This is a genomic window from Microbispora sp. ATCC PTA-5024, assembly GCF_000511135.2.
GTDB lineage: Bacteria > Actinomycetota > Actinomycetes > Streptosporangiales > Streptosporangiaceae > Microbispora > Microbispora corallina.
In genome coordinates this window covers 1,299,071-1,321,273 of sequence record NZ_KI866523.1, presented here as the reverse complement: position 1 = coordinate 1,321,273, position 22,203 = coordinate 1,299,071, and the positions used below count along the sequence as shown (strand labels likewise).

The 22,203-nt window shown below is 71.4% G+C and carries 23 protein-coding genes; 15 read left to right on the top strand and 8 right to left on the bottom strand.

Features of this window, described 5'->3' with window-relative positions; translation table 11 throughout:
- Positions 1-34: 34 nt before the first annotated feature.
- Positions 35-769 (bottom strand): ABC transporter permease, encoded by a 735-nt coding sequence (locus MPTA5024_RS18620; protein WP_036325288.1) that lies wholly within the window; start codon positions 767-769, stop codon positions 35-37.
- The gene (locus tag MPTA5024_RS18615) at positions 766-1,494 is read right to left on the bottom strand and encodes an ABC transporter ATP-binding protein (RefSeq protein ID WP_036325287.1); all 729 of its coding nucleotides are present in this window, start codon (positions 1,492-1,494) and stop codon (positions 766-768) included. The genes MPTA5024_RS18620 and MPTA5024_RS18615 overlap by 4 nt, the downstream gene beginning before the upstream one ends.
- An 80-nt stretch (positions 1,495-1,574) precedes the next feature.
- Here MPTA5024_RS18615 and MPTA5024_RS41010 point away from each other — a divergent pair, with 80 nt between their 5' ends.
- From MPTA5024_RS41010 to MPTA5024_RS18570, 8 genes are all read left to right on the top strand, one after another.
- A complete protein-coding gene (locus MPTA5024_RS41010; RefSeq protein ID WP_157099542.1) occupies positions 1,575-2,033 on the top strand; it encodes a hypothetical protein in 459 nt (152 codons plus the stop codon).
- A gap of 31 nt (positions 2,034-2,064) precedes the next feature.
- The gene (locus MPTA5024_RS18600; RefSeq protein WP_051458328.1) at positions 2,065-2,565 is read left to right on the top strand and encodes a hypothetical protein; all 501 of its coding nucleotides are present in this window, start codon (positions 2,065-2,067) and stop codon (positions 2,563-2,565) included.
- 180 nt (positions 2,566-2,745) lie between these two features.
- Complete coding sequence (gene dnaK / locus MPTA5024_RS18595) at positions 2,746-4,620, top strand: molecular chaperone DnaK (RefSeq protein ID WP_036325286.1); 1,875 nt, start codon at positions 2,746-2,748, stop codon at positions 4,618-4,620.
- Complete coding sequence (grpE, locus tag MPTA5024_RS18590; RefSeq protein WP_051458327.1) at positions 4,617-5,279, top strand: nucleotide exchange factor GrpE; 663 nt, start codon at positions 4,617-4,619, stop codon at positions 5,277-5,279. Before dnaK ends, grpE begins: the two co-directional genes overlap by 4 nt.
- A gap of 78 nt (positions 5,280-5,357) precedes the next feature.
- Positions 5,358-6,536 carry a molecular chaperone DnaJ gene (gene dnaJ / locus MPTA5024_RS18585; protein WP_036325285.1) on the top strand — a complete coding sequence of 393 codons (1,179 nt, stop codon included), beginning with the start codon at positions 5,358-5,360 and terminating at the stop codon, positions 6,534-6,536.
- Positions 6,537-6,585: 49 nt separating this feature from the next.
- Positions 6,586-6,888 (top strand): heat shock protein transcriptional repressor HspR, encoded by a 303-nt coding sequence (locus MPTA5024_RS18580; protein ID WP_269750602.1) that lies wholly within the window; start codon positions 6,586-6,588, stop codon positions 6,886-6,888.
- 27 nt (positions 6,889-6,915) lie between these two features.
- On the top strand, positions 6,916-9,507 hold the full coding sequence (clpB, locus tag MPTA5024_RS18575; protein ID WP_036325283.1) for an ATP-dependent chaperone ClpB: 2,592 nt from the start codon (positions 6,916-6,918) through the stop codon (positions 9,505-9,507).
- A 97-nt stretch (positions 9,508-9,604) separates the two neighbouring features.
- Positions 9,605-10,792, top strand: a complete 1,188-nt coding sequence (locus tag MPTA5024_RS18570; protein WP_157099541.1) for a hypothetical protein — start codon at positions 9,605-9,607, stop codon at positions 10,790-10,792.
- 434 nt (positions 10,793-11,226) lie between these two features.
- On the opposite strand, the gene MPTA5024_RS18565 is transcribed toward MPTA5024_RS18570, so the two are convergent.
- On the bottom strand, positions 11,227-11,763 hold the full coding sequence (locus MPTA5024_RS18565) for a hypothetical protein (protein ID WP_036325281.1): 537 nt from the start codon (positions 11,761-11,763) through the stop codon (positions 11,227-11,229).
- A 173-nt stretch (positions 11,764-11,936) separates the two neighbouring features.
- Here MPTA5024_RS18565 and MPTA5024_RS18560 point away from each other — a divergent pair, with 173 nt between their 5' ends.
- Positions 11,937-12,323 (top strand): hypothetical protein, encoded by a 387-nt coding sequence (locus MPTA5024_RS18560; protein ID WP_157099540.1) that lies wholly within the window; start codon positions 11,937-11,939, stop codon positions 12,321-12,323.
- Here MPTA5024_RS18560 and MPTA5024_RS18555 read toward each other — a convergent pair.
- Together MPTA5024_RS18555 and MPTA5024_RS18550 are read right to left on the bottom strand one after the other, a co-directional pair.
- Positions 12,316-13,017, bottom strand: a complete 702-nt coding sequence (locus MPTA5024_RS18555; RefSeq protein ID WP_051458325.1) for a TetR family transcriptional regulator — start codon at positions 13,015-13,017, stop codon at positions 12,316-12,318. The two genes, MPTA5024_RS18560 and MPTA5024_RS18555, sit on opposite strands and share 8 nt — an antisense overlap.
- 126 nt (positions 13,018-13,143) lie before the next feature.
- Positions 13,144-14,226: a CapA family protein gene (locus tag MPTA5024_RS18550; protein WP_036325279.1), complete on the bottom strand. Its 1,083-nt coding sequence runs from the start codon at positions 14,224-14,226 to the stop codon at positions 13,144-13,146.
- 143 nt (positions 14,227-14,369) lie between these two features.
- On the opposite strand from MPTA5024_RS18550, the gene MPTA5024_RS18545 reads away from it, so the two are divergent.
- Positions 14,370-14,870 carry a Fur family transcriptional regulator gene (locus tag MPTA5024_RS18545; RefSeq protein ID WP_084369788.1) on the top strand — a complete coding sequence of 167 codons (501 nt, stop codon included), beginning with the start codon at positions 14,370-14,372 and terminating at the stop codon, positions 14,868-14,870.
- Complete coding sequence (locus tag MPTA5024_RS18540; protein ID WP_036325278.1) at positions 14,867-16,315, top strand: catalase; 1,449 nt, start codon at positions 14,867-14,869, stop codon at positions 16,313-16,315. The genes MPTA5024_RS18545 and MPTA5024_RS18540 overlap by 4 nt, the downstream gene beginning before the upstream one ends.
- 68 nt (positions 16,316-16,383) lie before the next feature.
- On the opposite strand, the gene MPTA5024_RS18535 is transcribed toward MPTA5024_RS18540, so the two are convergent.
- On the bottom strand, positions 16,384-16,590 hold the full coding sequence (locus MPTA5024_RS18535) for a DUF397 domain-containing protein (RefSeq protein ID WP_036325277.1): 207 nt from the start codon (positions 16,588-16,590) through the stop codon (positions 16,384-16,386).
- Positions 16,591-16,650: 60 nt separating this feature from the next.
- Positions 16,651-17,508, bottom strand: a complete 858-nt coding sequence (locus tag MPTA5024_RS18530) for a helix-turn-helix domain-containing protein (RefSeq protein ID WP_036325276.1) — start codon at positions 17,506-17,508, stop codon at positions 16,651-16,653.
- Between the two features lie 278 nt (positions 17,509-17,786).
- On the opposite strand from MPTA5024_RS18530, the gene MPTA5024_RS18525 reads away from it, so the two are divergent.
- From MPTA5024_RS18525 to MPTA5024_RS18510, 4 genes are all read left to right on the top strand, one after another.
- Positions 17,787-17,993, top strand: a complete 207-nt coding sequence (locus MPTA5024_RS18525; RefSeq protein ID WP_036325275.1) for a hypothetical protein — start codon at positions 17,787-17,789, stop codon at positions 17,991-17,993.
- Between the two features lie 79 nt (positions 17,994-18,072).
- Complete coding sequence (locus tag MPTA5024_RS18520; protein ID WP_036325274.1) at positions 18,073-20,238, top strand: molybdopterin-dependent oxidoreductase; 2,166 nt, start codon at positions 18,073-18,075, stop codon at positions 20,236-20,238.
- Positions 20,239-20,368: 130 nt separating this feature from the next.
- Positions 20,369-20,920, top strand: a complete 552-nt coding sequence (locus tag MPTA5024_RS18515; protein ID WP_084369874.1) for an HD domain-containing protein — start codon at positions 20,369-20,371, stop codon at positions 20,918-20,920.
- A 123-nt stretch (positions 20,921-21,043) separates the two neighbouring features.
- Positions 21,044-21,910 (top strand): Rieske 2Fe-2S domain-containing protein, encoded by an 867-nt coding sequence (locus MPTA5024_RS18510; RefSeq protein WP_232326524.1) that lies wholly within the window; start codon positions 21,044-21,046, stop codon positions 21,908-21,910.
- A 45-nt stretch (positions 21,911-21,955) separates the two neighbouring features.
- Here the strand turns inward: MPTA5024_RS18510 and MPTA5024_RS18505 are convergent, their stop codons facing one another.
- Complete coding sequence (locus MPTA5024_RS18505) at positions 21,956-22,201, bottom strand: hypothetical protein (protein WP_232326523.1); 246 nt, start codon at positions 22,199-22,201, stop codon at positions 21,956-21,958.
- Between the last annotated feature and the right edge of the window lie 2 nt (positions 22,202-22,203).

Genomic DNA, 22,203 nt, shown 5'->3' with positions numbered 1-22,203 from the left:
TCGAGGACCGGGGGCTCTCCCGTGCGCGGAGCGCCTACGGCGTGCGCCGGCGCAGGGTGGCGGCGCCGAGGACGAGGGCCAGCAGCGCGGCCCCGGCCACGATCAGCAGGTCGCGCCAGAACTCCCCGCCGATGTCTCCGCCGACGACCGCGTCCCTCATCGCCTCGATGGCGTACGACATGGGCAGGACGTCGGAGATCCACTCCAGCGGCGCCGCCATCTGGGCGCGGGGCACCAGGATCCCGCCCAGGAGGATCTGGGGGATCATGACGATCGGCATGAACTGCACGGCCTGGAACTCGGTGCGGGCGAACGCGCTGCACAGCAGGCCGAGCGCGGTGCCGAGCAGCGCGTTGAGCAGCGCCACGAGCACCAGCGGCCACAGGTCGCCGGGCAGGTCGAGCCCGAGCCAGGTCAGCGAGACGGTCAGCGCCAGCGCCACCTGGACGCAGGCCATCAGCCCGAACGCGATGCCGTAGCCGAGCAGCAGGTCGAGCTTGCCGAGCGGCGAGGCCATCAGCCGCTCCAGCGTGCCCGACGTCCGCTCCCGCAGCGTGGCGATCGAGGTGACCAGGAACATCACCAGGAACGGGAACACGCACAGCAGGATCGGGGCCCACATGGCGAACGACCTCTCGTCGTCCATCACGTAGTAGAGAAGGATCATCACCAGCGTCGGCACGAGCACCATGAGCGCGACCGTGCGGTGGTCATGGCGCAGCTGGTTCATGATCCGGCGCGCCGTCGCGATCGTGATCGCCGGGTTCATGCCGCCGCCCTCTCCTCGACGAGGCGCAGGAACGCCTCCTCCAGATCCGTGGTCCGGGTGCGCTCGCGCAGCCCGTCCGGTGTGCCGTCCGCGAGGATCTCCCCCTGGCGCAGCACGAGGAGCCGCCCACAGCGGGCGGCCTCGTCCATGACGTGGCTCGACACGAGCAGCGTCACCCCGCGATCGGCGAGGCCGTGGAACAGCCGCCACAGCTCCTGCCGCAGGACCGGGTCGAGCCCGACCGTGGGCTCGTCGAGCACGACCAGCTCCGGGGAGCCGAGCAGGGCGACCGCGAGGCTCGCCCGGCTGAGCTGGCCGCCCGACAGCGAACCGCCGAGCTGGTGGGCCGCCCCGGTGAGGCCGACCTCCTCCAGGACGCGCTCGACGTCGTCCTTGGGCGCGCCGAGCACGGCGGCGAAGTAGCGCAGGTTCTCCCGCACCGACAGGTCCCGGTAGACCGCCGGGTTCTGCGTCGAGTAGCCGATCAGCCGCCGCAGCCGGGGACTGCCCGCCGGCTCGCCGAGGACGGCCACCTCGCCTCCGGCGACGATCTGGACGCCCACGATCGCGCGCATGAGCGTGGTCTTCCCGCAGCCGCTCGGGCCCAGCAGGCCCGTCACCTCACCTCGGGGCACGTCGAAGGTCAGCCCGTGCAGCACCTCGACGCCACCCCTCGACACCCGCAGATCCCGTACGGCTATCGCGGGCCCGACCGAATTCATCATGCGTTGAATTTAGCTCCCCGCGAGGGTGACGTCAACGTGTCTCCGCTGAACCCCGCGGGCCCGTGGCCCGTCTACAGAACATGAGGAAGCTCTGGCTCGTGGCACTCCTGTCCATGGCGGTCGCCTGCGGGGAGACCCCCTCGACGACGACCGCGTCCTCCGTCCCGACCACCCCGTCCGGGGAGCCCGTTGGCGTCCCCGCGAGCTCGGCCGCGCCGGCCGTGACGCCCTCGCCGTCGCCCGTGACGCCCGTCGGGCACACGCTGCGGACGCACAAGGTCAAATGGCTCAGCGCGACCCCGGTGGACGACGGCGCGCGCCTGCGGCTCGTCTGGTGGTCCGGCGTCGAGCCCTGCTCGGTCCTCGACCGGGTGGAGGTGAAGGAGAGCGCGGACGAGGTCGTCGTGACCCTGTACGAGGGCCAGGACCGCCGCTCCCCGGACGCGGCCTGCATCGAGATCGCCATTCAGAAGACGACGACGGTGACGCTGAAGTCGCCGCTCGGCGCCCGGAAGGTGGTCGACGGCGCCGCCTCGTGAACCGGCCGGGCGCGCGAGCCGTCCAAGGAGCATGCGGACCCTTCGCGGCGCCACCACAGCGGTTCTGACGGTCTTTGCTGTCACGGCCGCCCCTCTCACACCGGCCCTCGGCTCCCCGGCGGCGGCCGCCTCGGCTGTCACCGCCTCCGCCTTCGCCTCCGCCTTCACCGCCCCGGCCACCGCCGCCGTCACCGCCTTCGCGGCCCCGGCCACCGCGTTCGCGGCGGCACCCTCCGGCGCGGGCCGCCATCCGCGCACGGTCGGCGCGCACAAGGTCCGCTGGTCCTCGGCCACGCCGGTCGCACACGGCCGCAAGGTGCGCCTCACCTGGTGGTCCGGCGTCGCCCCCTGCACCGTGCTCGACCACGTGTCCGTCAGGGAGACGGCCGGGAAGGTGATCGTGACGATCTGGGAGGGCGCCAAGCCCTCCGCCGATCACGCGGTCTGCCCCGCCATCGCCGTCCGGAAGACGGCCACCGTCGCCCTCAAGAAGAGGCTGGGGTCCAGGAGACTGGCCGACGGCGCCCGCTGACCTGGGCGAACCTCCGCACGTCCGCGCCTCTCCCACTTCCGCCCGAAATGTCCCTCGGAGGCGGGATGAATTTCGCGCACTCCCGGGTTGAGCCCCATAGACTCAAGACGTTTGACAAGGACCCGGGAGTCGGTTAAGCATGAGTCCAACCGACTCAACTTTGACTACAAGGACGTACTCATGGCACGTGCGGTAGGTATCGACCTGGGGACGACCAACTCCGTCGTCTCGATCCTCGAGGGCGGCGAGCCCACCGTCATCGCGAACGCCCAGGGCTCGCGGACGACTCCGTCCGTGGTCGCGTTCGCCAAGAACGGTGAGGTCCTCGTCGGCGAGGTCGCCAAGCGGCAGGCGGTGACCAACGTCGACAGGACCATCCGCTCGGTCAAGCGCCAGATGGGCACGAACTGGACCGTCGAGATCGACGGCAAGAAGTTCACGCCGCAGCAGATCAGCGCCTTCGTCCTGCAGAAGCTCAAGCAGGACGCGGAGGCCTACCTGGGCGAGAAGATCACCGACGCGGTGATCACCGTCCCGGCGTACTTCAACGACGCCCAGCGGCAGGCCACCAAGGAGGCCGGCCAGATCGCGGGCCTCAACGTGCTGCGGATCATCAACGAGCCCACCTCGGCGGCCCTCGCGTACGGCCTCGACAAGGAGAAGGACCAGACGATCCTGGTCTTCGACCTCGGCGGCGGCACCTTCGACGTGTCCCTGCTCGACGTCGGCCAGGAGGACGGCCACGGCTTCGTCGAGGTCAAGGCGACCAGCGGCGACAACCACCTGGGCGGCGACGACTGGGACCAGCGGGTCGTCGACGAGCTGGTCACCCGGTTCAAGAACGCCCACGGCGTGGACCTGTCGAAGGACAAGATGGCCCTCCAGCGCCTCCGTGAGGCCGCGGAGAAGGCGAAGATCGAGCTGTCCAGCCAGACCGAGACCACGATCAACCTGCCCTACATCACCGCCTCCTCCGAGGGCCCGCTGCACCTCGAGGAGAAGCTGACCCGCGCCGAGTTCCAGCGGATCACCGCCGACCTGCTCGAGCGCTGCAAGGGTCCGTTCCACCAGGTCATCAAGGACGCCGGGATCAAGGTCTCCGACATCGCCCACGTGGTGCTGGTCGGCGGCTCGACCCGCATGCCGGCCGTGAGCGACCTGGTCAAGGAGCTGACCGGCGGCAAGGAGCCCAACAAGGGCGTCAACCCGGACGAGGTCGTCGCGATCGGCGCCGCGCTCCAGGCGGGTGTCCTGAAGGGCGAGGTCAAGGACGTCCTGCTGCTCGACGTCACCCCGCTCAGCCTCGGCATCGAGACCAAGGGCGGCATCTTCACCAAGATCATCGAGCGCAACACGACGATCCCGACCAAGCGCTCCGAGGTCTTCACCACGGCGGAGGACAACCAGCCGTCGGTGCAGATCCAGGTCTACCAGGGCGAGCGCGAGATCGCGGCGTACAACAAGAAGCTGGCCACCTTCGAGCTGACCGGCATCGCTCCGGCGCCGCGCGGCATCCCGCAGATCGAGGTCACCTTCGACATCGACGCCAACGGCATCGTCAACGTCTCGGCGAAGGACCTCGGCACCGGGAAGGAGCAGTCGATGACCATCACCGGCGGCTCCGCGCTCGGCAAGGACGACATCGAGCGCATGATGCGCGAGGCCGAGAGCTACGCGGAGGAGGACAAGCGCCGCCGCGAGGACGCCGAGGTCCGCAACAACGCCGACTCGCTGGCCTACCAGACGGAGAAGTTCCTCCGCGAGAACGACGAGAAGATCCCGGCCGACGTCAAGACCGAGGTCAACGACTCGCTGGCCGAGCTGAAGAAGGAGCTGGAGGGCACCGACACGGCCGCCATCCGGGCCTCCGCGGAGAAGCTCGCGACCGTGAGCCAGAAGATGGGCTCGGCCATCTACGCCCAGTCGCAGGGCGCGCAGGCCGGCGGCGCCGAGGGCGGCGCCGACGCCGGGGCCCAGCAGGCCAAGGCCGACGACGACGTGGTCGAGGCGGAGATCGTCGATGACGAGCCGAAGCAGGAGGGCGGCAGCAAGTGACCCCGCGCGAGAACGGCTTCGAGGAGGAGCCGGTGATCCGCGACAACCGCAAGATCGACCCCGAGACGGGGCGGGCGCGCGAGGGCGCCGGAGAGCAGGCCGCGGAGGCCGGCGCCGGCAGGCAGGAGGGGACGGCGGCCACCGAGGCCGCCGCCTCCGACCTCCTCGCGGAACGCACCGCCGACCTGCAGCGGCTGCAGGCGGAGTACAGCAACTACCGCAAGAGGGTCGAGCGGGACAGGATCACCGTGAGGGAGCAGGCCGTCGCCAGCGTGCTGGGCGAGCTGCTCCCGGTGCTCGACGACATCGGCCGCGCCCGCGACCACGGCGAGCTCACCGGCGGTTTCGCCAAGGTGAGCGAGTCGCTGGAGTCGGCCGTCGCCAAGCTGGGCCTGAGCACCTACGGCACGAAGGGCGACCCCTTCGACCCGACGGTGCACGAGGCCCTGCTGCACAGCTATTCGGCGGAGGTGACCGAGCCCACGTGCGTCGAGATCCTCCAGCCGGGCTACCGCATCGGCGACCGGATCCTGCGCCCGGCCCGGGTGGCCGTCGCCGAGCCGGACGAGAGCGCGGCGGCCGACGAGGCGATCGCGCAGGCCGGCGGCGCGACGGGCTCCGACGGCCCGGACGCGTCCGGCGAGCCGGACGAGAGCTGATCACCCGGAGTCTCTCCCGATCGGGAAGGATCGGGAGAGACGACCAATGACCCCTTTTCTCTGTGAGGGAAGCGATAGATGAGCACCAAGGACTACCTAGAAAAGGACTACTACGCCGTCCTTGGTGTGCCCAAGACCGCGACCGCCGAGGAGATCAAGAAGGCCTACCGGAAGCTGGCCCGGCAGTACCACCCGGACGCCAACCCGGGCAACAAGGAGACCGAGGAGAAGTTCAAGGAGGTCTCCGAGGCCTACGACGTGCTGTCCGACACCAAGCGCCGCAAGGAGTACGACGAGGCCCGCACGCTCTTCGGGTCGGGCCTCGGCGGCTACGCCGGCACGGGCGCACAGCGCGGCGGCGGCTTCAACTTCGACTTCGGCGACCTGTTCGGCGGCAGCGGCGGCGGGACCGGCGGCGGTGAGCGCATCGGCGACCTGTTCGGCGGGCTGTTCAACCGGGGCGGCGGGACGCGCACCACGACCACCTCGCGGCCGCGGCGCGGCCAGGACATCGAGTCCGAGGTCACGCTCGGCTTCGGCGAGGCGGTCGACGGCACCACGGTGTCCCTCAGGCTGACGAGCTCGTCGGCCTGCGCCGCCTGCGGCGGCACCGGCGCCAAGGCCGGCACCACGCCGCGGGTCTGCCCGACCTGCGAGGGCACGGGCGCGGCCAGCCGCAACCTCGGCAACTTCGCCTTCTCCGAGCCCTGCCGCGACTGCCGCGGCCGCGGCCTCGTGGTCGACGACCCCTGCCCGGTCTGCGAGGGCAGCGGCCGGGGCAAGAGCACCCGCACGATCCAGGCCCGCATCCCGGCCGGGGTGGGCGACGGGCAGCGCATCCGGATCAAGGCCAAGGGGGCGCCCGGCGAGAACGGCGGCCCGGCCGGCGACCTCTACGTGCTGGTCCACGTGAAGCCGCACCCGGTGTTCGGCCGCAGCGGGGAGAACCTCACCGTGACCGTGCCGGTCGCCTTCCCGGAGGCGGCGCTCGGCGCCGAGATCAAGGTGCCGACGCTCAAGGGCATGCCGGTGACCCTGCGGATTCCCGAGGGCACCCCCAACGGGCGCACGTTCCGGGTCCGCGGCCGCGGCGCCGCGCGCAAGGACGGGACGAAGGGCGACCTGCTGGTCACCGTGCAGGTGGCGGTGCCCCAGAACCTCGACGACAAGGCCCGGGCCGCTCTGGAGGAGTTCAGGGACGCCACCGAGGGCCCCGACCTACGCGAAGAGCTGATCAAGCAGGCCAGAAGCGAGTGAGCCGATGGATGCGAACTTTTTCGATCTTTCCGATGACACACCCGTATACGTGATCTCGGTGGCCGCCCAGCTCTCCGGGCTGCACCCGCAGACCCTCCGCCAGTACGACCGGCTCGGCCTCGTCAGCCCCGGCCGTACGGCGGGCCGCGGGCGGCTCTACTCAACGCGGGACATCGTGCTGCTGCGCGAGGTCCAGCGGCTGTCCCAGGAGCACGGCATCAACCTCGCCGGAATCAAGCGCATCCTCGAGCTCGAGACCGAGAACATGCGTCTGCGGGAGGAGGTCGCCCGGCTCAGGGGCGAGCTCACCATGATGAGGGCGCTGGTCCGCTACGAACTGCCGCCCGCGTAACGTCGCGAATCGAGGCATCGAACACATATGGACTACAAACTCACGCAGAAGAGCCAGGAGGCTCTGTCGGGGGCGGTCCGCCGCGCGGCCGCCGAGGGCAATCCCGAGGTCGCGCCCGCCCACCTGTTCGCGACCATGCTGACCCAGACCGGCGGCATCGCCGTACCGCTCCTTGAGGCGGTCGGCGCCGACTGGAAGCGGCTGCGCGTCCAGACCGAGGAGCTGCTCGACCGCCTGCCCAAGGCGCAGGGCTCCACGGTGAGCGCGCCGTCCAGCTCCCGGCAGCTCCTCACCGTGCTCAACACGGCCGCCCAGCGTGCCAAGCAGCTCGAGGACGAGTACGTCTCGACCGAGCACCTGCTGGTCGGGCTCGCCGCGGACGGCGGCCAGGTGGCCGACCTGCTCAAGGCCGAGGGCGCCACCCCCAACGCCCTGCTGGAGGCGTTCGAGAAGGTCCGCGGGCACGCCCGGGTCACGAGCGAGACGCCCGAGGACACCTACCAGGCGCTGGAGAAGTACGGCGTCGACCTCACCGAGCGGGCCCGGTCCGGCAAGCTCGACCCGGTCATCGGCCGGGACGGCGAGATCCGCCGCGTGGTCCAGGTGCTGTCGCGCCGCACCAAGAACAACCCCGTGCTGATCGGCGAGCCCGGCGTCGGCAAGACGGCCGTCGTCGAGGGCCTCGCCCAGCGCATCGTGGCCGGCGACGTGCCGGAGAGCCTGCGCAACAAGCGCCTCGTCGCGCTCGACCTGGGCGCGATGGTCGCCGGCGCCAAGTACCGCGGCGAGTTCGAGGAGCGCCTCAAGTCCGTGCTCAACGAGATCAAGGAGAGCAACGGCCAGATCGTCACGTTCATCGACGAGCTGCACACGATGGTCGGCGCCGGGGCGGCCGAGGGCGCGATGGACGCCGGCAACATGCTCAAGCCCATGCTGGCCCGCGGCGAGCTGCGCATGATCGGCGCCACCACGCTCGACGAGTACCGCGAGCGCATCGAGAAGGACCCCGCGCTCGAGCGGCGGTTCCAGCAGGTCTACGTCGGCGAGCCGACGGTCGAGGACACGATCGCGATCCTGCGCGGGCTGAAGGGCCGCTACGAAGCGCACCACCAGGTGCAGATCTCCGACAGCGCCCTGGTCGCCGCGGCGACGCTCTCCGACCGCTACATCACCGCCCGGTTCCTCCCGGACAAGGCCATCGACCTGGTCGACGAGTCGATGTCCCGGCTGCGCATGGAGATCGACTCGCGGCCCGTGGAGATCGACCAGCTCCAGCGCAACGTCGACCGGCTCAAGATGGAGGAGCTCGCGCTGGCCAAGGAGACCGACGAGGCGAGCCGCCAGCGGCTGGCCAAGCTCCGCGAGGAGCTGGCCAACCGGCAGGAGGAGCTGAGCGCGCTCATCGGCCGCTGGGAGCGGGAGAAGGCCGGCCTCAACAAGGTCGGCGAGCTGAAGAAGCAGCTCGACGAGGCGCGCGGCGCGGCCGAGCGGGCCCAGCGCGACGGCGACTTCGAGGCCGCGTCCCGGCTGATGTACGGCGACGTGCCGCGGCTGGAGAAGGAGCTCGCGGAGGCGACCAGGGCCGCCGAGAAGGCCGAGGCCGAGTCCGAGCCGATGGTCAAGGAGGAGGTCGGCCCCGACGACATCGCCGAGGTCATCTCGTCCTGGACCGGGATCCCGGCCGGGCGGCTGCTCGAGGGCGAGACGGCCAAGCTGCTCCGCATGGAAGACGAGCTGGGCAAGCGCCTGATCGGGCAGAAGGATGCCGTCCAGGCCGTGTCGGACGCCGTGCGACGGGCGCGGGCCGGCATCTCCGACCCTGACCGGCCCACCGGCTCCTTCCTGTTCCTCGGCCCGACGGGCGTCGGCAAGACCGAGCTGGCCAAGGCCCTCGCGGAGTTCCTGTTCGACGACGAGCGCGCGATGACCCGCATCGACATGAGCGAGTACGGCGAGAAGCACAGCGTCGCCCGGCTCGTCGGCGCACCGCCCGGCTACGTCGGCTACGAGGAGGGCGGCCAGCTCACCGAGGCCGTCCGCCGCCGGCCGTATACGGTCGTGCTCCTCGACGAGATCGAGAAGGCCCATCCCGAGGTCTTCGACATCCTGCTCCAGGTGCTCGACGACGGCCGTCTGACCGACGGGCAGGGCCGCACTGTCGACTTCCGCAACACGATCCTGATCCTGACCTCCAACATCGGCTCGCAGTTCCTCGTGGATCCGACGATGGAGACCCAGGCCAAGCGCGACGCCGTGCTCAACGCGGTGCGCGCGTCGTTCAAGCCGGAGTTCCTCAACCGGCTCGACGACATCATCGTGTTCGACGCGCTCGGGACCGAGGAGCTGTCGCAGATCGTCGACCTGCAGGTCTCCCGGCTCGCCCGGCGGCTGTCCGACCGGCGGCTGCGCCTGACGGTCACCCCCGCCGCCCGCGACTGGCTGGCGCTGACCGGTTACGACCCGCTGTACGGCGCCCGCCCGCTGCGCCGGCTGATCCAGTCGGCCATCGGCGACAAGCTGGCCAAGGAGCTGCTGTCCGGTGCCGTCCACGACGGCGACGAGGTAATCGTCGACTTTGACGAAGCAGGGGACACGCTCAGCATCCGGGCCTCTCGGTAAGGTCTTCGCCACCATTGCGGCAAGCCGCTCCCGGGCTTTCCCCCTGATCGCTACGTTCGGCGTTCGTCGGACTACGTACGCGATCAGGGGGACGTGGATGTCCAGGACGTCACGAAGTATTCGAGGGCGGTGCGTCGTGCTGGCGGCCGTCACCGTCGGGGTCAGCTGGCTCACGGGGGGCCACGCCATGGCGGAGGACGGGACCAACGCCGCCGGCGCCTGCGAGGCGCAGAACCAGAACGTTTCGGGCGGGCTGGCCAACCTGGCCCCCGCCACGGGCGTGCTGAGCATCGCCGACGCCGCCGGTGCGGCGGCCGCCCAGGGCCGGCCGTCGCTTCCGGGCAGGACCGTCTCCGGCGCCGTTCCCACCCGGGTGGGGCTGCCCGCCCTGCCGGCCGCGCCCGGGACCAAGACCCTTCCCGCACCGCTGTCCGCGGCTCCCCGGGCCGGCCTGCCGGCCATCACCCCTCCCAAGATCCCCAGCACGGGCGCCGTCTCCGGGGCCGCCTCCCAGGTGCCGTCGAAGACCGCGCTCCCGCAGACCAGGATGCCCCTCCTCGCCGCGGCGCCGTCCCGCCCGGACACCTCCGACGAGGTCTGCGCGCCGGCGGCCGCTCCGATGGCCGCGCCGCTCACCACGCCGCTGGACCGGCCGCGCACGGACGCCCGGGTTCACCCGATCAGCGAGGCGCACCCCAAGGCCCACCGGCGCCACCCCAAGCCGGAGGCCCAGCAGAACGGCAACCAGCAGAACACGCCCGCCGAGCAGGACAGGAAGGCACGGCAGGACGCCGCCGGCGCCGCCACGGGTACCGCGGACCAGAGCTCCGGCAGCTTCCAGGCCTCCAGCTCCGACCAGAGCCGCCAGCAGCGCAGGCTGCACCGCCACCGTCACCACAAGCAGGGCGCCCAGGCGGCCGGTCAGAACGCCGCCGGCGACGTGAGCCAGGCGGCGCTCCCAATACAGCAGTCAGTCCAGCAGCCAGGCCAGCAGCCAGTTCAGCAGCAGGGCGCGACCGGCCAGGACACCGCGGCCACCGCGCCGCAGGACGCCGCAGCGCACCAGCGCAGGCACCACAGGCACCGCAAGCACCACCGCCGCCACGAGGCGGACGGCGCCGCGACCGGCCAGACCGGCGCGCAGGATTCCCGTCCGGAGCGTGAGGGCCGCGTGTATCCGAAGGCGGCGGTCCAGCCGCAGAGCGCCGACATCACTGCTCCCGCCCTTGACCAGGCGGCGGGCGTGGGCGACCTCGCCGACGCCGGGAGGACGATCCTGCCGTGACCGGGGTGCGGGCTCCGGCTGGGAGCCCGCACGGTCCGGAAACGGAGACCGATAGAAAAGGGGCACACGCCCCGCCGGCCCGCCGGAGGCGGGTCCCAGGGTCGCGACCCTGCCGCACCGCCCAGCGCGGACGGCCGGAGGGTCGCGGCCCTTCTTCGCATGAAGCGGCCCTACTCTGTACGAAGCGGCCTTCTCTGTACGAAGCGGCCTTCTCTGCACGAAGCGGCCTGCTGTGCACAAGAGGGAAACCGGGCCGGGGCTGTCACAGCCCCTTTCCTCGTCGTACATCCCCCGTCCGCACGCGTCGGGCAGGCTGGAGGGGCCGGACCGGCCGCGGGGACGGCAGCGAAAGGGGCCGTGATCCACGGCCCCTTTTCGTGTGCGCGGACGTCTTCCGGGTCGTGTCCCTACCGGGAGCGGCCCGGGTCGTGTCCCTACCGGGAGATGTCGAGCAGGGCGTCGAGGTCGTCCTCGGGCAGCCCGAGGTCGACCCGGATGCGGTAGCGGGTGCGCAGCAGCGAGTCCCTGATGGGCGAACCGGGCGGGCAGGCGCGCACGCCCCGGGTGGCCCACTCCAGCGCGCCGTCCGGGTCGCCGTAGGCCGCCAGCGTCTCTGCCACGGTGAGGGCGGTGGCCGGGTTCCAGCCGTCCGCCTCGATGGCGGCGACGACGTCCCGGGCCTCCTCCGACCGGTCGAGCTCGAACAGCGTGTCGGCGATCCCGGCCCGGGGATCGACCGGCACCTCGCCGCCGTCCTCGACCGCGCTCTGGAAACGGTCCAGAGCGGTCGCGGGCTGGCCCGCCTGACGCCATTCCTCGGCCGCGAGCACGAGGATCGCGGCCCGCGACATCTCCCCCGATTCGTATCCCCGCGCCAGCGCGTCGAGCCGGCGGGCGAGGGCGCCGTGGTCGTCGAGCAGCAGGGCCTGCTCGAGCAGTCGGTCCAGCTGCTCATTTGTCACATGTGACACAGAGCCGAGGCTACCGACGTCCGCGTGTTTTCGCAGGACATCCCCGGGACATCGGCAGGCATTACCAATGCCACAATTCGTGCACGTTTGGCTACTTACCGCTTTTCTCCTCAGGTACCCGGGCATATTGCCCACGCTGTGCTTATCCCAGCTCGGCGGAGGAGCGATACGCCATGTCCAAGCGGGTCATTCTGACTCTGGCTTCCGCTGCTGTGCTGTCCGCCCTCGTCCCCGGCGTCGCCGGTTACGCGACGGCGCAGTTCCAGGCGCTCGACCAGGCGCGCAAGGAGCTGGCCCGGCTGCAGGCCCAGCTGCAGATGATGGAGCTGACCGTGGAGCCGGCGGCCGCCGTGCCCTGCGGCCCCTCCGGTCGCGGCCACTCGGGCACGGAGACGGCGCTCGACGACGACAGGGAGCTGACCATCCCGCCGCGGACGCACACGAGGCCGTGGAACAACGCGACCTCCGGACGCGTGCTCACGCCCACCCTGTTCACCTCGCTGTCCGTGCCGAACACGATCTCCGGGCCGGAGCCCGGTGCGCCGCGCCGGCTCAACTGACGGAGGTCTCGCCGTCCCTCTGGACGGCGCGCAGCTGACGGGACAGGTAGCCGCGGACCAGTTGCTTGGCCTCGGTCACGATCTCGGGCGCGCCGTGCGGGTCGTGGCGGAAGGCGAGCTTCAGGACCGCGTCGCCCGCCTCGACCGCGACGAGGATGGCACGATCCAGGTCTTCGCTGTCGACGAGCCCGAACTCGGCCAGCAGCAGCGCCCGGAGGCGTCCGGCGATGACCGTGTTGTTGTCGGCCACCGAGTCGAGCAGGTTGAGGTCGAACACGTCGCCGAAGTGCAGCGAGCGGAAGCCGGGCACGGTCCGGTGCATCTCGACGTACTCGTCGATGATGGCGTCGACCGCGTCCCACCAGCCGCCGTAGTCCTCACAGATGAAGCGGCGCCCGACCCTGGCCACGAACCGCTCGACGTTGCGCCGGGTGAGGGCCTGGGTCAGCGCGCGCTTGTCCGGGAAGAATTGGTAGACCGAACCGATCGCGACCCCGGCGCGCTCGGCGACCCGGGTGGTGGACAGGCTCTCGTAGCCGCCCTCGTCCAGCAGCTCGGCGCAGGCGTCCAGCATCCGCTCGACCCTGCGGGCGCTGCGCCGCTGGATGGGCCGCCGCCGCAGCGGCTCGCCCTGGTCTGGCGAGGGGGACGCCTCGGGGTCCCCCTCCACCGGTGGCCGCTCGCGTTCCGTCATGTGCTCACTTACCGGCCGCATGGACACACCACCATCTTGCCCGCTGGAGGGCGTGCGGTCAGGCCTTACCGGGCACTCGCCTTGTTCGCCGGGCCTTTCCCGGCCGATCCGAAGCCCCCCCGCTCGTCAGGCCGGGTCGCCGGACAGGCCGGTGCAGCCGCGCAGGCCCTCGAACGCCGACAGGGCCTGGTCCTTGGCCCCGCCCGTGACCGGGATCGGGACGCCGCCGCTGATCCGGGCGGGGGTCCACTGGTCCTTGAGCACGCGGCGGCCGTTGATCGTCAGCGTGAGCACGCCCGTGGTGCCGGTGTCCGGCCCCCAGTTGTAGAAGGCGAAGTTGCCCAGGCCGTAGGCGACGTACGCCCGGCCCGAGTAGCCGGCGCCCAGCAGGATGTGGGCGTGGGACCCGACCACGACGTCGGCGCCGGCCTTCACGAGCGTGGCGGCCAGGCTCCGCTGCGCCGGGGTGGGGCACTTGACGAGCTCGGTGCCCCAGTGAAGGAAGACGATGACCGTGTCCGAGGTCGTGCGGGCCTGCCGTACGGCCTGGACGAGGCGCGGCTCGTTCTTGGCGGAGGCGAGGCCGCCCTTGTCGTCGGTGGCCGTCCAGGACTGGATGAACTGCGAGTCGAGAACCTGGGTGGCCCCGATGACCGCGACGCGGTTGCCGTTGACGGTCGCGCGGAACGGCCGGTACGCCTCGGCGGCGTCCTTGCCGATCCCGACCACCGGGAAGCGGCTCTTTTTGATCGCCGCGAGCGTGTCGCGCAGGCCGCCCTCCATGTAGTCCATGCCGTGGTTGTTGGCCATGGTCACGACGTCCACCCCGGCGGCCTTGAGCGCGGTGAACGCCGCCGGCGGGGCCCGGAAGGTGAACTGCTTGCCCGGCGCGGGGGTGCCGCCGGTGGTGACGGCGGTCTCCAGGTTGAGGGCCGTGAGGTCCGACCTGCGCAGGACGCTGGCGATGGGCCCGAGGGCCGTGCGCGGGTCGCTGTCGAGGCGGGTGCGCAGCACGCCCTCGAAGTGCACATCGCCCGCGAACGAGATGGTGTACGGCTTGCGCGCGGGCTTCGGCGACGCCGTGGCGGACGCGTCGTTCCGCTGCTGCGAGGAGGCCGAGGGGATCGGCTCTCCCTCGGCTGCGGTGCACCCGACGGCGAGGAGGGCGACGGCGGCCGCGATGAGGGACAGGGCCGGGGGACGTCTCACGGCACCTGAGCATGCCATCTCGCGCCCGGATCTGGGGAGTCCGACATCCGGAGGCGGCGAACGCGGAAGCCGGATACCCCGTCCCTACAGGCTGAACGATTCCTTTACTTGAATCATTCAGGTTTAGTGGATAGCGTGGCTGTGTGCAGGACACCAGCCGACTCCGCCAGGCAGGACTGCGGGTGACCGCGGCCCGTCTGGCGATCTTGCAGACCGTCAGGGACGGGGACCACCTCGACGTGGACGCGATCCACCACGGTGTGTGCGAACGCGTCGGCCAGGTCTCCCTCCAAGCCGTCTACGACTCGCTGAACGCGTTGCACCGCGGCGGGCTGCTCCGCCGCATCGAGCCCGCGGGCAGCCCGACGCGGTACGAGACGCGGGTGGGGGACAACCACCACCACCTCGTCTGCCGCCGCTGCGGGAGGGTCACGGACGTCGACTGCGCCGTGGGGCACGCCCCCTGCCTCGACCCGGTGTCCGACGCCGGGTTCCTGGTCGACGAGGCGGACGTCATCTACTGGGGCGTCTGCCCCGAGTGCCACGCCGGCGACCCGAGTCTCACGGCCGGCGACCACCCCTCCACCGCGACCGCGCCCGAATCCGTTTCCCGCGACGAGGAACCCGGGAGGACCGCCCCATGACCGACAGGCCGATCACCACCACCGATGCCGGGATCCCCGCGCCGAGCGACGAGTTCTCGCTGTCCGTCGGCCCGAACGGCCCCCTGCTGCTGCAGGACCACTACCTGATCCAGAAGATGGCCCACTTCAACCGGGAGCGGGTCCCCGAGCGCGTGGTCCACGCCAAGGGCGGCGGCGCGTACGGCGTGCTGCGGATCACCGAGGACGTGAGCCAGTTCACCAAGGCGAAGCTCTTCCAGAAGGGCCAGGAGACCGACCTCTTCCTCCGGTTCTCGACGGTCGCCGGCGAGCTGGGCAGCGCGGACACCCAGCGCGACCCCCGCGGCTTCGCGATCAAGTTCTACACCGACGAGGGCAACTACGACCTCGTCGGCAACAACACGCCGATCTTCTTCATCCGCGACCCGCAGAAGTTCTCCGACTTCATCCACTCCCAGAAGCGCCGCGCGGACACCAACCTGCGCGACCACAACATGCAGTGGGACTTCTGGACGCTGTCGCCGGAGTCGGCCCACCAGGTGACGTTCCTGATGACCGACCGCGGCACGCCGAAGAGCTGGCGGCACATGCACGGCTTCGGCTCGCACACGTTCCTCTGGTACAACGCGGCCGGCGAGAAGTTCTGGGTGAAGTACCACTTCAAGACCGACCAGGGCATCGAGAACTTCACCGACGCCGAGGCGGCGGCGGTCGTCGCGCAGGACGCCGACCACCACCTCCGCGACCTGAGCACGGCGATCAGGAACGGCGACCACCCCTCGTGGACGGTCAACGTGCAGATCATGCCGTTCGAGGAGGCGGCCGACTACCGCTTCAACCCGTTCGACCTGACGAAGGTCTGGCCCCACGGCGACTACCCCGAGATCACGGTCGGCAGGTTCGTCCTCAACCGCAACCCGGAGAACTACTTCGCCGAGGTCGAGCAGGCCGCGTTCGAACCGGCCAACCTGGTGCCGGGCATCGGGGCCTCGCCGGACAAGATGCTGCAGGGCCGGCTGTTCTCCTACCCGGACACCCACCGCCACCGCATCGGCCCGAACTACCTCCAGCTGCCGGTGAACCGGCCGAAGTCGCCCGTCCACAGCTACAACAAGGACGGCGCGATGACGTTCGCGAACCCGGCCGACCCGCTGTACGCGCCGAACAGCGCCGGCGGCCCGGCGGCCGACGCCTCGCTCTTCGCGGGCGAGAACTACCAGATCGCCGGTGAGATCATCCGCAGCGCGTACGCGCGGCACCGCGAGGACGACGACTTCGTCCAGCCGCGGGCCCTGTGGGAGAACGTGCTGTCCGAGACCGACCGGGAACACCTGGTGGGCAACATCGTCGGCCACGCCTCGGCTCCCGAGGTGACGGCCGACATGAGGAAGCGCGTGGTCGACTACTGGACCAACGTGCACAAGGACCTCGGCCAAGGCGTCGCCCAGGGCCTGGGTCTGTCCTGACCCCCGTTCCCCCGTGCTACGGCTTGCGCAGCCCCGGCGGCGCAAGCCGTAGCCATGTCCGGGGACGCTCAGACGTCGAACTCGCCGTCCTTGACGCCGCCGATGAACGCGTCCCACTCCTGTGGGGTGAAGACGAGGACGGGACCGTCCTGGTTCTTGCTGTCCCGAACGCCGACGTCGCCTCCGGGCAGGACGGCGATCTCGACGCAGGCGCAGTTGTTGGCGCTGCGGCTGCTCTTCCACCAGGAGACGCCGGGCAGGTCAGTTGCGTTCATCTATTGGTCTCTTTCCCCCGCGGTTCGTCCCTTCCCGGGGACCGCGGGGCGGCTATGGGCTCATCGCCATCGACTGGAACTCTTCTCGATGAGGTGCCGGGAGGCCTCAGCGTCGAGCGCCTTGGTCTCCAGGTAGTCGAAGGCGACCTCGTAGCGGTAGACGATGGTCTCGTCCTCGACAAGACGCCCGCCCAGGAGAGCCTCCAGGTACACGACGTCATGGAACTCCGGCACCTTGAGGTGGCAGAACGCCCCGGTGTTGATCGGGTGCTCCGCCTCCAGGGGCAGGACCCGGATCGTCACATGGGGCAGCTCCGTCGCCTCGACCAGGCGCCCGATCTGCTCCCGCATCACCTCGTCGTCACCGAAGCGGCGCAGCAGGACGGACTCCTCCATGACGACCGACAGGTTCAGCGGGCTCTCCGCCTCAAGGACGGCCTCCTGGCGCGCCATCCGGACCTCGATCCGGCTCCGGACGTTGCCTGGCGCCTCCAGCGTGCTCCGCTGACCGCTCTCCATCATGGCTCGGACGTACGCCTCGGTCTGGAACAGGCCCGGCACAACTTGGGGTTCCCAGTTGCGTGCCGCCGTGGCCTCGGCCTCCAACCCCAGGAACGTCGTGTATTCCTTGGGGAGGGAGTCGCGATACTCCTCCCACCAGCCCCTGCGCGCGGCGTCCCGGTGCAGGGCGAGCAGCTCGTGGCGCTGGCTGGAATCTACCATGTAGATCAAGAGAAGGGCCTCCACGTCGGCCCTGCGTGGCGACGTCCGCGCGGTCTCGATGCGGCTCACCTTCGCCGCGGACCAGCCCAGACGCGCGGCCACCTGGTCGCCGGTCAGGTCGGCGCGCTCGCGTAACCTTCGGAGCTCCTGTCCCAGCCGCCTCCGGCGGACGGTTGGGCTGCCATGGTCCGGCATCCCGGCGGACCTCCTTCGCCGCGCCACGAGGGCGTACGAGATGGGACGCCCTTTCCGGAAGGCTACCTCGCCGCCCCCCGTGCAACTTGCACGGCAAGATTCGCCGCATACACGCAAGATTGTTGCGGATTTCCTTTCGGCAAGTATTGCAGGGATATCGCTCCTGGGTCACGATCGAGCCGGGGAGGACTCCCGGAGGTCGGGGAGGCGCCGGTGGGGATGCGGCGCGTCGCTCCGCGGACCTGCCCGTGTGGACTCCGCCGAAAGAAGGAGTTTCCTTGCATCCCTACGGTACGAACTGGCTGTCCCTCTTCAGGACCCGGATGACCATGGCGGACCTGGCCCTGTGCGCCGACCAGGACCGATGGGCCCGCCAGCTCAAGTGGACGGTGAACCGCACGGGATTCGGCGCCCGCCAGTACCGCGACCCGCGCTTCGACCTCGTGCAGGAGCTCGAAGAGGTCGGCCGCCTGTTCTCCGCCTGACCCGGCCCGGGGCTTCCCCGCCCGGCCTCCGCGGGACAAGATGAGTTCGGCGAGCAGACCGAGCGTCAGGAGGCCGTACGTGGAGACCGTGCACCGGACCTGCCCGTTGTGCGAGGCCGTCTGCGGCCTGCGGATCACCCTCGACGACTCGGGACGGGTCGCCGACGTGCGCGGAGACCGGGACGACCCGTTCAGCAGGGGCTACATCTGCCCGAAGGGGGCCTCCCTCGGCCGTCTCGACGAGGACCCCGACCGCCTCGCCGCGCCGCTGGTCCGCAAGGGCGGCGAGTGGCGCGAGGTCTCCTGGGAGGAGGCGTTCGCCGCGGTCGAGGAGGGCCTGGCGCGCGTCCCCGGGCCGGCGCGGGCCGTCTACCTCGGCAACCCGAACGCCCACACCATGGCCGGCGCCCTGTACGGCTCGCCGCTCGTGCGGGCGCTCGGCACGCGCAACGTCTTCTCCGCCAGCACGGCCGACCAGATGCCCAAGCACGTCGCGTCCGGCCTGATGTTCGGCGACCCGATGGCGATCCCGGTGCCCGACCTCGACCGCACCTCCTACCTCCTCATGCTGGGGGCCAACCCGCTGGAGTCGAACGGCTCGCTGTGCACGGCCCCCGACTTCCCCGGCCGGCTCAAGGCGCTGCGCGGGCGCGGCGGCCGGCTCGTGGTCGTCGACCCGCGCCGCACCCGCACGGCCGCACTGGCCGACGAGCACGTCTTCGTCCGCCCGGGGACCGACGCGTACCTGCTCGCCGGGATCGCGCACACGCTGATCGCCGAGGACCTCGTGACGGTCCGGGTCTCCGCGAACGGCCTGGCCGAGGTGGCCGGGGCGCTGCGCGACCTCACCCCGGAGGCCTGCGCCGCCGCCTGCGGGGTGCCGGCCGACGTCGTCGTACGGCTGGCGCGGGAGCTGGCCGCCGCGCCGTCCGCAGCCGTCTACGCGCGCATCGGCACCTGCACGGCCGAGTTCGGCACGATCGCCCAGTGGCTCGTGGAGGTGGTCAACGCGCTGACCGGGAACCTCGACCGGCCCGGCGGCGCGATGTTCGCCCGGCCCGCGACCGAGGCGCCGGGACGGCGCAGGCCGTACCGGACGGGGCGCTGGCACAGCCGGGTGCGCGGCCTGCCGGAGACGAACGGCGAGCTGCCGGTCGCGACCCTGGCCGACGAGATCGAGACCCCCGGCGAGGGCCGGATCAGGGCACTGGTCACGGTGGCGGGCAACCCGGTGCTGTCCGCGCCGAACGGCGCGCGTCTGGGCCGGGCGCTCGCCGGGCTGGAGTTCATGGTCAGCGTCGACCCCTACCTCAACGAGACGACGCGGCACGCCGACGTCGTCCTGCCGCCGCCCCGGATGCTGGGGTCGGGGCACTACGACTTCGCGCTGCTCCAGTTCGCGGTGCGCAACTACGCCCGCTACTCGCCTCCGGCCCTCCCACAGGACGGCCGGCCGTCGGAGGCCGAGATCCTCGCCCGGCTCGCCATGATCGCCTCAGGGCAGGGCGCCGACGCCGACCCCGCCGCGCTCGACGAGCTCGTCCTCGGCCAGATGCTCCGGGCGGCGGTCGACGCCGAGGGCCCGCTGCACGGCCGCGACCCCGCCGAGCTGCGGGAGGCCCTCACCGGGGCCGACGGCGCGGAAAGACGGCTCGACGCCATGCTGCGCCTCGGCCCGTACGGCGAGTGGAACGGCGGCGACCTCTCGCTGCGTACGCTGCTGGACGCCCCCCACGGGCTCGACCTCGGGCCGCTGGAGCCCCGCATCCCGGGCAACCTGCGCACGGCCTCCGGGGTGGTGGAGCTGGCCCCGCGGCCCATCCTCGACGACCTGGCCCGGCTCCGGGCGAGCCTCGGCAGGGCGGCCCCGGAGTTCGTGCTCATCGGCAGGCGGCACCTGCGGTCGAACAACAGCTGGCTGCACAACGTCGGCCCGCTCGTCGGCGGCACCAACCGCTGCACCCTGCAGATCAACCCCGCCGACGTGGCCCGGCTCGGGCTGGACGGCACGGCGGTGGTCCGCTCGGCGGCGGGCGAGCTGTCCGTCCCGCTCGAACCCACCGAGACGATCATGCCGGGCGTCGTGAGCCTGCCGCACGGCTGGGGACACGAGGGCAGCCCGCAGGCCGTGGCCGCGCGGAACGCCGGGGTCAACGTCAACGTCCTGACCGACGAGACCGTGGTCGACGCGCTGTCCGGCAACGCGGTCTTCAACGGCGTCCCGGTGACGATCGCGGCCTCATGACCGCCGCCGGAGCCGTGCGCGGCACGCGGGGGCCGGGTCATCGGGCGCGCTTTGATCGCGAGCGGTTAGGCTTGCGCAGGTGACGACCGCGCTCTCCCAGGAACGGCTCCAGGCCCAGATCACGTTCGCCATGGAGATCGACAAGCTGAAGCGCGTCATCCGGCGCAACACGCTGATCGACGGCTCCCGCCGGGAGAACGACGCCGAGCACTCCTGGCACATCGGCATGATGGCCATGGTCATGGCGGAGCACGCCCCGCCGGGCGTCGATCTCGACCGGGTCCTCGCCATGCTGCTCGTCCACGACATCGTGGAGATCGACGCCGGGGACACGTTCATCTACGACCAGCGGGCGGTCGAGCGTCAGAGCGCGCTGGAGCAGGCGGCGGCCGACCGGATCTTCGGGCTGCTCCCGGAGGACCAGGCCAAGCGGCTGCGCGCGCTGTGGGACGAGTTCGAGGAGCGCACCACGCCCGAGGCGCGCTTCGCCAAGGCCCTCGACCGGCTCGCCCCCATCATCGTCAACCACCACAACGACGGCGGCACCTGGGCGCTGTACAAGGTGACCGCGCGCCAGGTGCTGGAGAAGGTGCAGATCATCAGCGAGGGCTCCCCGGAGCTCGGCGCGTACGCGGTCGGGCTCGTCGAGTCGTCGGTCGCCCGGGGGCACCTCGCGCCCTGACGGCCCGCCCCCCGCCTCGCCGCGCCGATGTTCATGGGCGTGCCGCATGGGTACGGGCTCTGTGTTAGGGGGCGAGAGATGGAAGAGACCACCAGGTCGCGACGCACGGGCCGGCTGCCACGGATGATTCCATCGCCGGACCTCCTCGACGGGCTGGAGCGCAGCACCGCGTTCGACAAGCCGATCGGGGCTCTCACGAAGACCGTGCGTCGCAAGCTCGGTCCGGGAAAGTTACGCGACTTCCTGCACGGGGTGCCCATCGGGCACCCGTTGCATCCCGCGATGGCGATGGTGACGTTCGGCTGCTGGCTGTCCACGGCCGTCCTGGACGCCACGAAGGCCGACCCCCGCGCCGCCCGCACCCTCATCACGGCGGGGCTCGGGAGCGCGCTGCCGACCGCGGCGGCCGGTATCACCGACTGGTCGACCCTCCACCGCGAGCAGCAGCGGGTGGGCGTCGTGCACGCGCTGACCAACGCCGCCGCGGCCGCCCTGTACACGGGCTCGCTGCTCATGCGGCTGGCGGGTCGTGAGCGCGCCGGCCGGGCGCTCGCGTACGCCGGGCTCGGCGCGGCGAGCGCGGGCGGCTACCTCGGCGGCCACATGGCCTACCGTCAGGCGGCCGGGGCCAACCACGCCGAGTCGGTCAGCCATCTGGTCCCGCTGGGATGGCACGACCTGTGCGCTTTGAAGGACCTGCCGAACGGCCGGCCGGTCCGGCGGCGCCTGGGGTACATCGACCTGTTCGTGCTCCGCCTCGGCGACGGGGTGAGCGTGCTCGCCGACAGCTGCTCCCATCTGGCCGGCCCGCTGCACCAGGGCAGGGTCACGGCGGAGGACGGCGAGACCTGCGTCGTGTGCCCGTGGCACGGCAGCGTGTTCCGCGTCGCGGACGGCTCGGTCGTCCACGGCCCCGCCACCGCCCGCCAGCCCGCCTTCCAGACGCGGCTGCGGCACGACGGCGTCGTCCAGGTGCGCCCGGCCGACTGACGCCCGTGGCGTCCCGATCTCAGGCGTCCGGTGCCGTGGACGGGGTCACCCCTCGTCCGGGCCCCGGTCGTCGGCCGGGTGCTCGACCAGGGCGAGGATCCGGTTGGACATGAACCGGGCGGTGCGCACGGGGGTTCCGTTCCGGGTCACCTCGGTGACCTCCACCACCCCCCGCCCGGTTGTGATCTCGATGCGGCGTCCCGCGCGGGTCGCCACCACTTCGTAGGTGCGGGGCGTGCCGCCCGCGTCGATGACGATCTCCACCCGGTCGCCCTTCATAAGGGCACACATAC

Excerpts from the sequence above, each read along its gene's own strand:
- MPTA5024_RS18535 (WP_036325277.1), bottom strand. The coding sequence starts at position 16,590 with ATGAACGCAACTGACCTGCCCGGCGTCTCCTGGTGGAAGAGCAGCCGC.
- MPTA5024_RS41010 (WP_157099542.1), top strand. The coding sequence starts at position 1,575 with ATGAGGAAGCTCTGGCTCGTGGCACTCCTGTCCATGGCGGTCGCCTGC.
- MPTA5024_RS18505 (WP_232326523.1), bottom strand. The coding sequence starts at position 22,201 with ATGTGTGCCCTTATGAAGGGCGACCGGGTGGAGATCGTCATCGACGCG.
- MPTA5024_RS18515 (WP_084369874.1), top strand. The coding sequence starts at position 20,369 with ATGGAGATCGACAAGCTGAAGCGCGTCATCCGGCGCAACACGCTGATC.
- dnaJ (WP_036325285.1), top strand. The coding sequence starts at position 5,358 with ATGAGCACCAAGGACTACCTAGAAAAGGACTACTACGCCGTCCTTGGT.
- MPTA5024_RS18510 (WP_232326524.1), top strand. The coding sequence starts at position 21,044 with ATGATTCCATCGCCGGACCTCCTCGACGGGCTGGAGCGCAGCACCGCG.
- dnaK (WP_036325286.1), top strand. The coding sequence starts at position 2,746 with ATGGCACGTGCGGTAGGTATCGACCTGGGGACGACCAACTCCGTCGTC.
- MPTA5024_RS18570 (WP_157099541.1), top strand. The coding sequence starts at position 9,605 with ATGTCCAGGACGTCACGAAGTATTCGAGGGCGGTGCGTCGTGCTGGCG.
- MPTA5024_RS18555 (WP_051458325.1), bottom strand. The coding sequence starts at position 13,017 with ATGACGGAACGCGAGCGGCCACCGGTGGAGGGGGACCCCGAGGCGTCC.
- MPTA5024_RS18615 (WP_036325287.1), bottom strand. The coding sequence starts at position 1,494 with ATGATGAATTCGGTCGGGCCCGCGATAGCCGTACGGGATCTGCGGGTG.
- MPTA5024_RS18560 (WP_157099540.1), top strand. The coding sequence starts at position 11,937 with ATGTCCAAGCGGGTCATTCTGACTCTGGCTTCCGCTGCTGTGCTGTCC.
- MPTA5024_RS18530 (WP_036325276.1), bottom strand. The coding sequence starts at position 17,508 with ATGCCGGACCATGGCAGCCCAACCGTCCGCCGGAGGCGGCTGGGACAG.
- MPTA5024_RS18540 (WP_036325278.1), top strand. The coding sequence starts at position 14,867 with ATGACCGACAGGCCGATCACCACCACCGATGCCGGGATCCCCGCGCCG.
- MPTA5024_RS18600 (WP_051458328.1), top strand. The coding sequence starts at position 2,065 with ATGCGGACCCTTCGCGGCGCCACCACAGCGGTTCTGACGGTCTTTGCT.
- clpB (WP_036325283.1), top strand. The coding sequence starts at position 6,916 with ATGGACTACAAACTCACGCAGAAGAGCCAGGAGGCTCTGTCGGGGGCG.
- MPTA5024_RS18620 (WP_036325288.1), bottom strand. The coding sequence starts at position 769 with ATGAACCCGGCGATCACGATCGCGACGGCGCGCCGGATCATGAACCAG.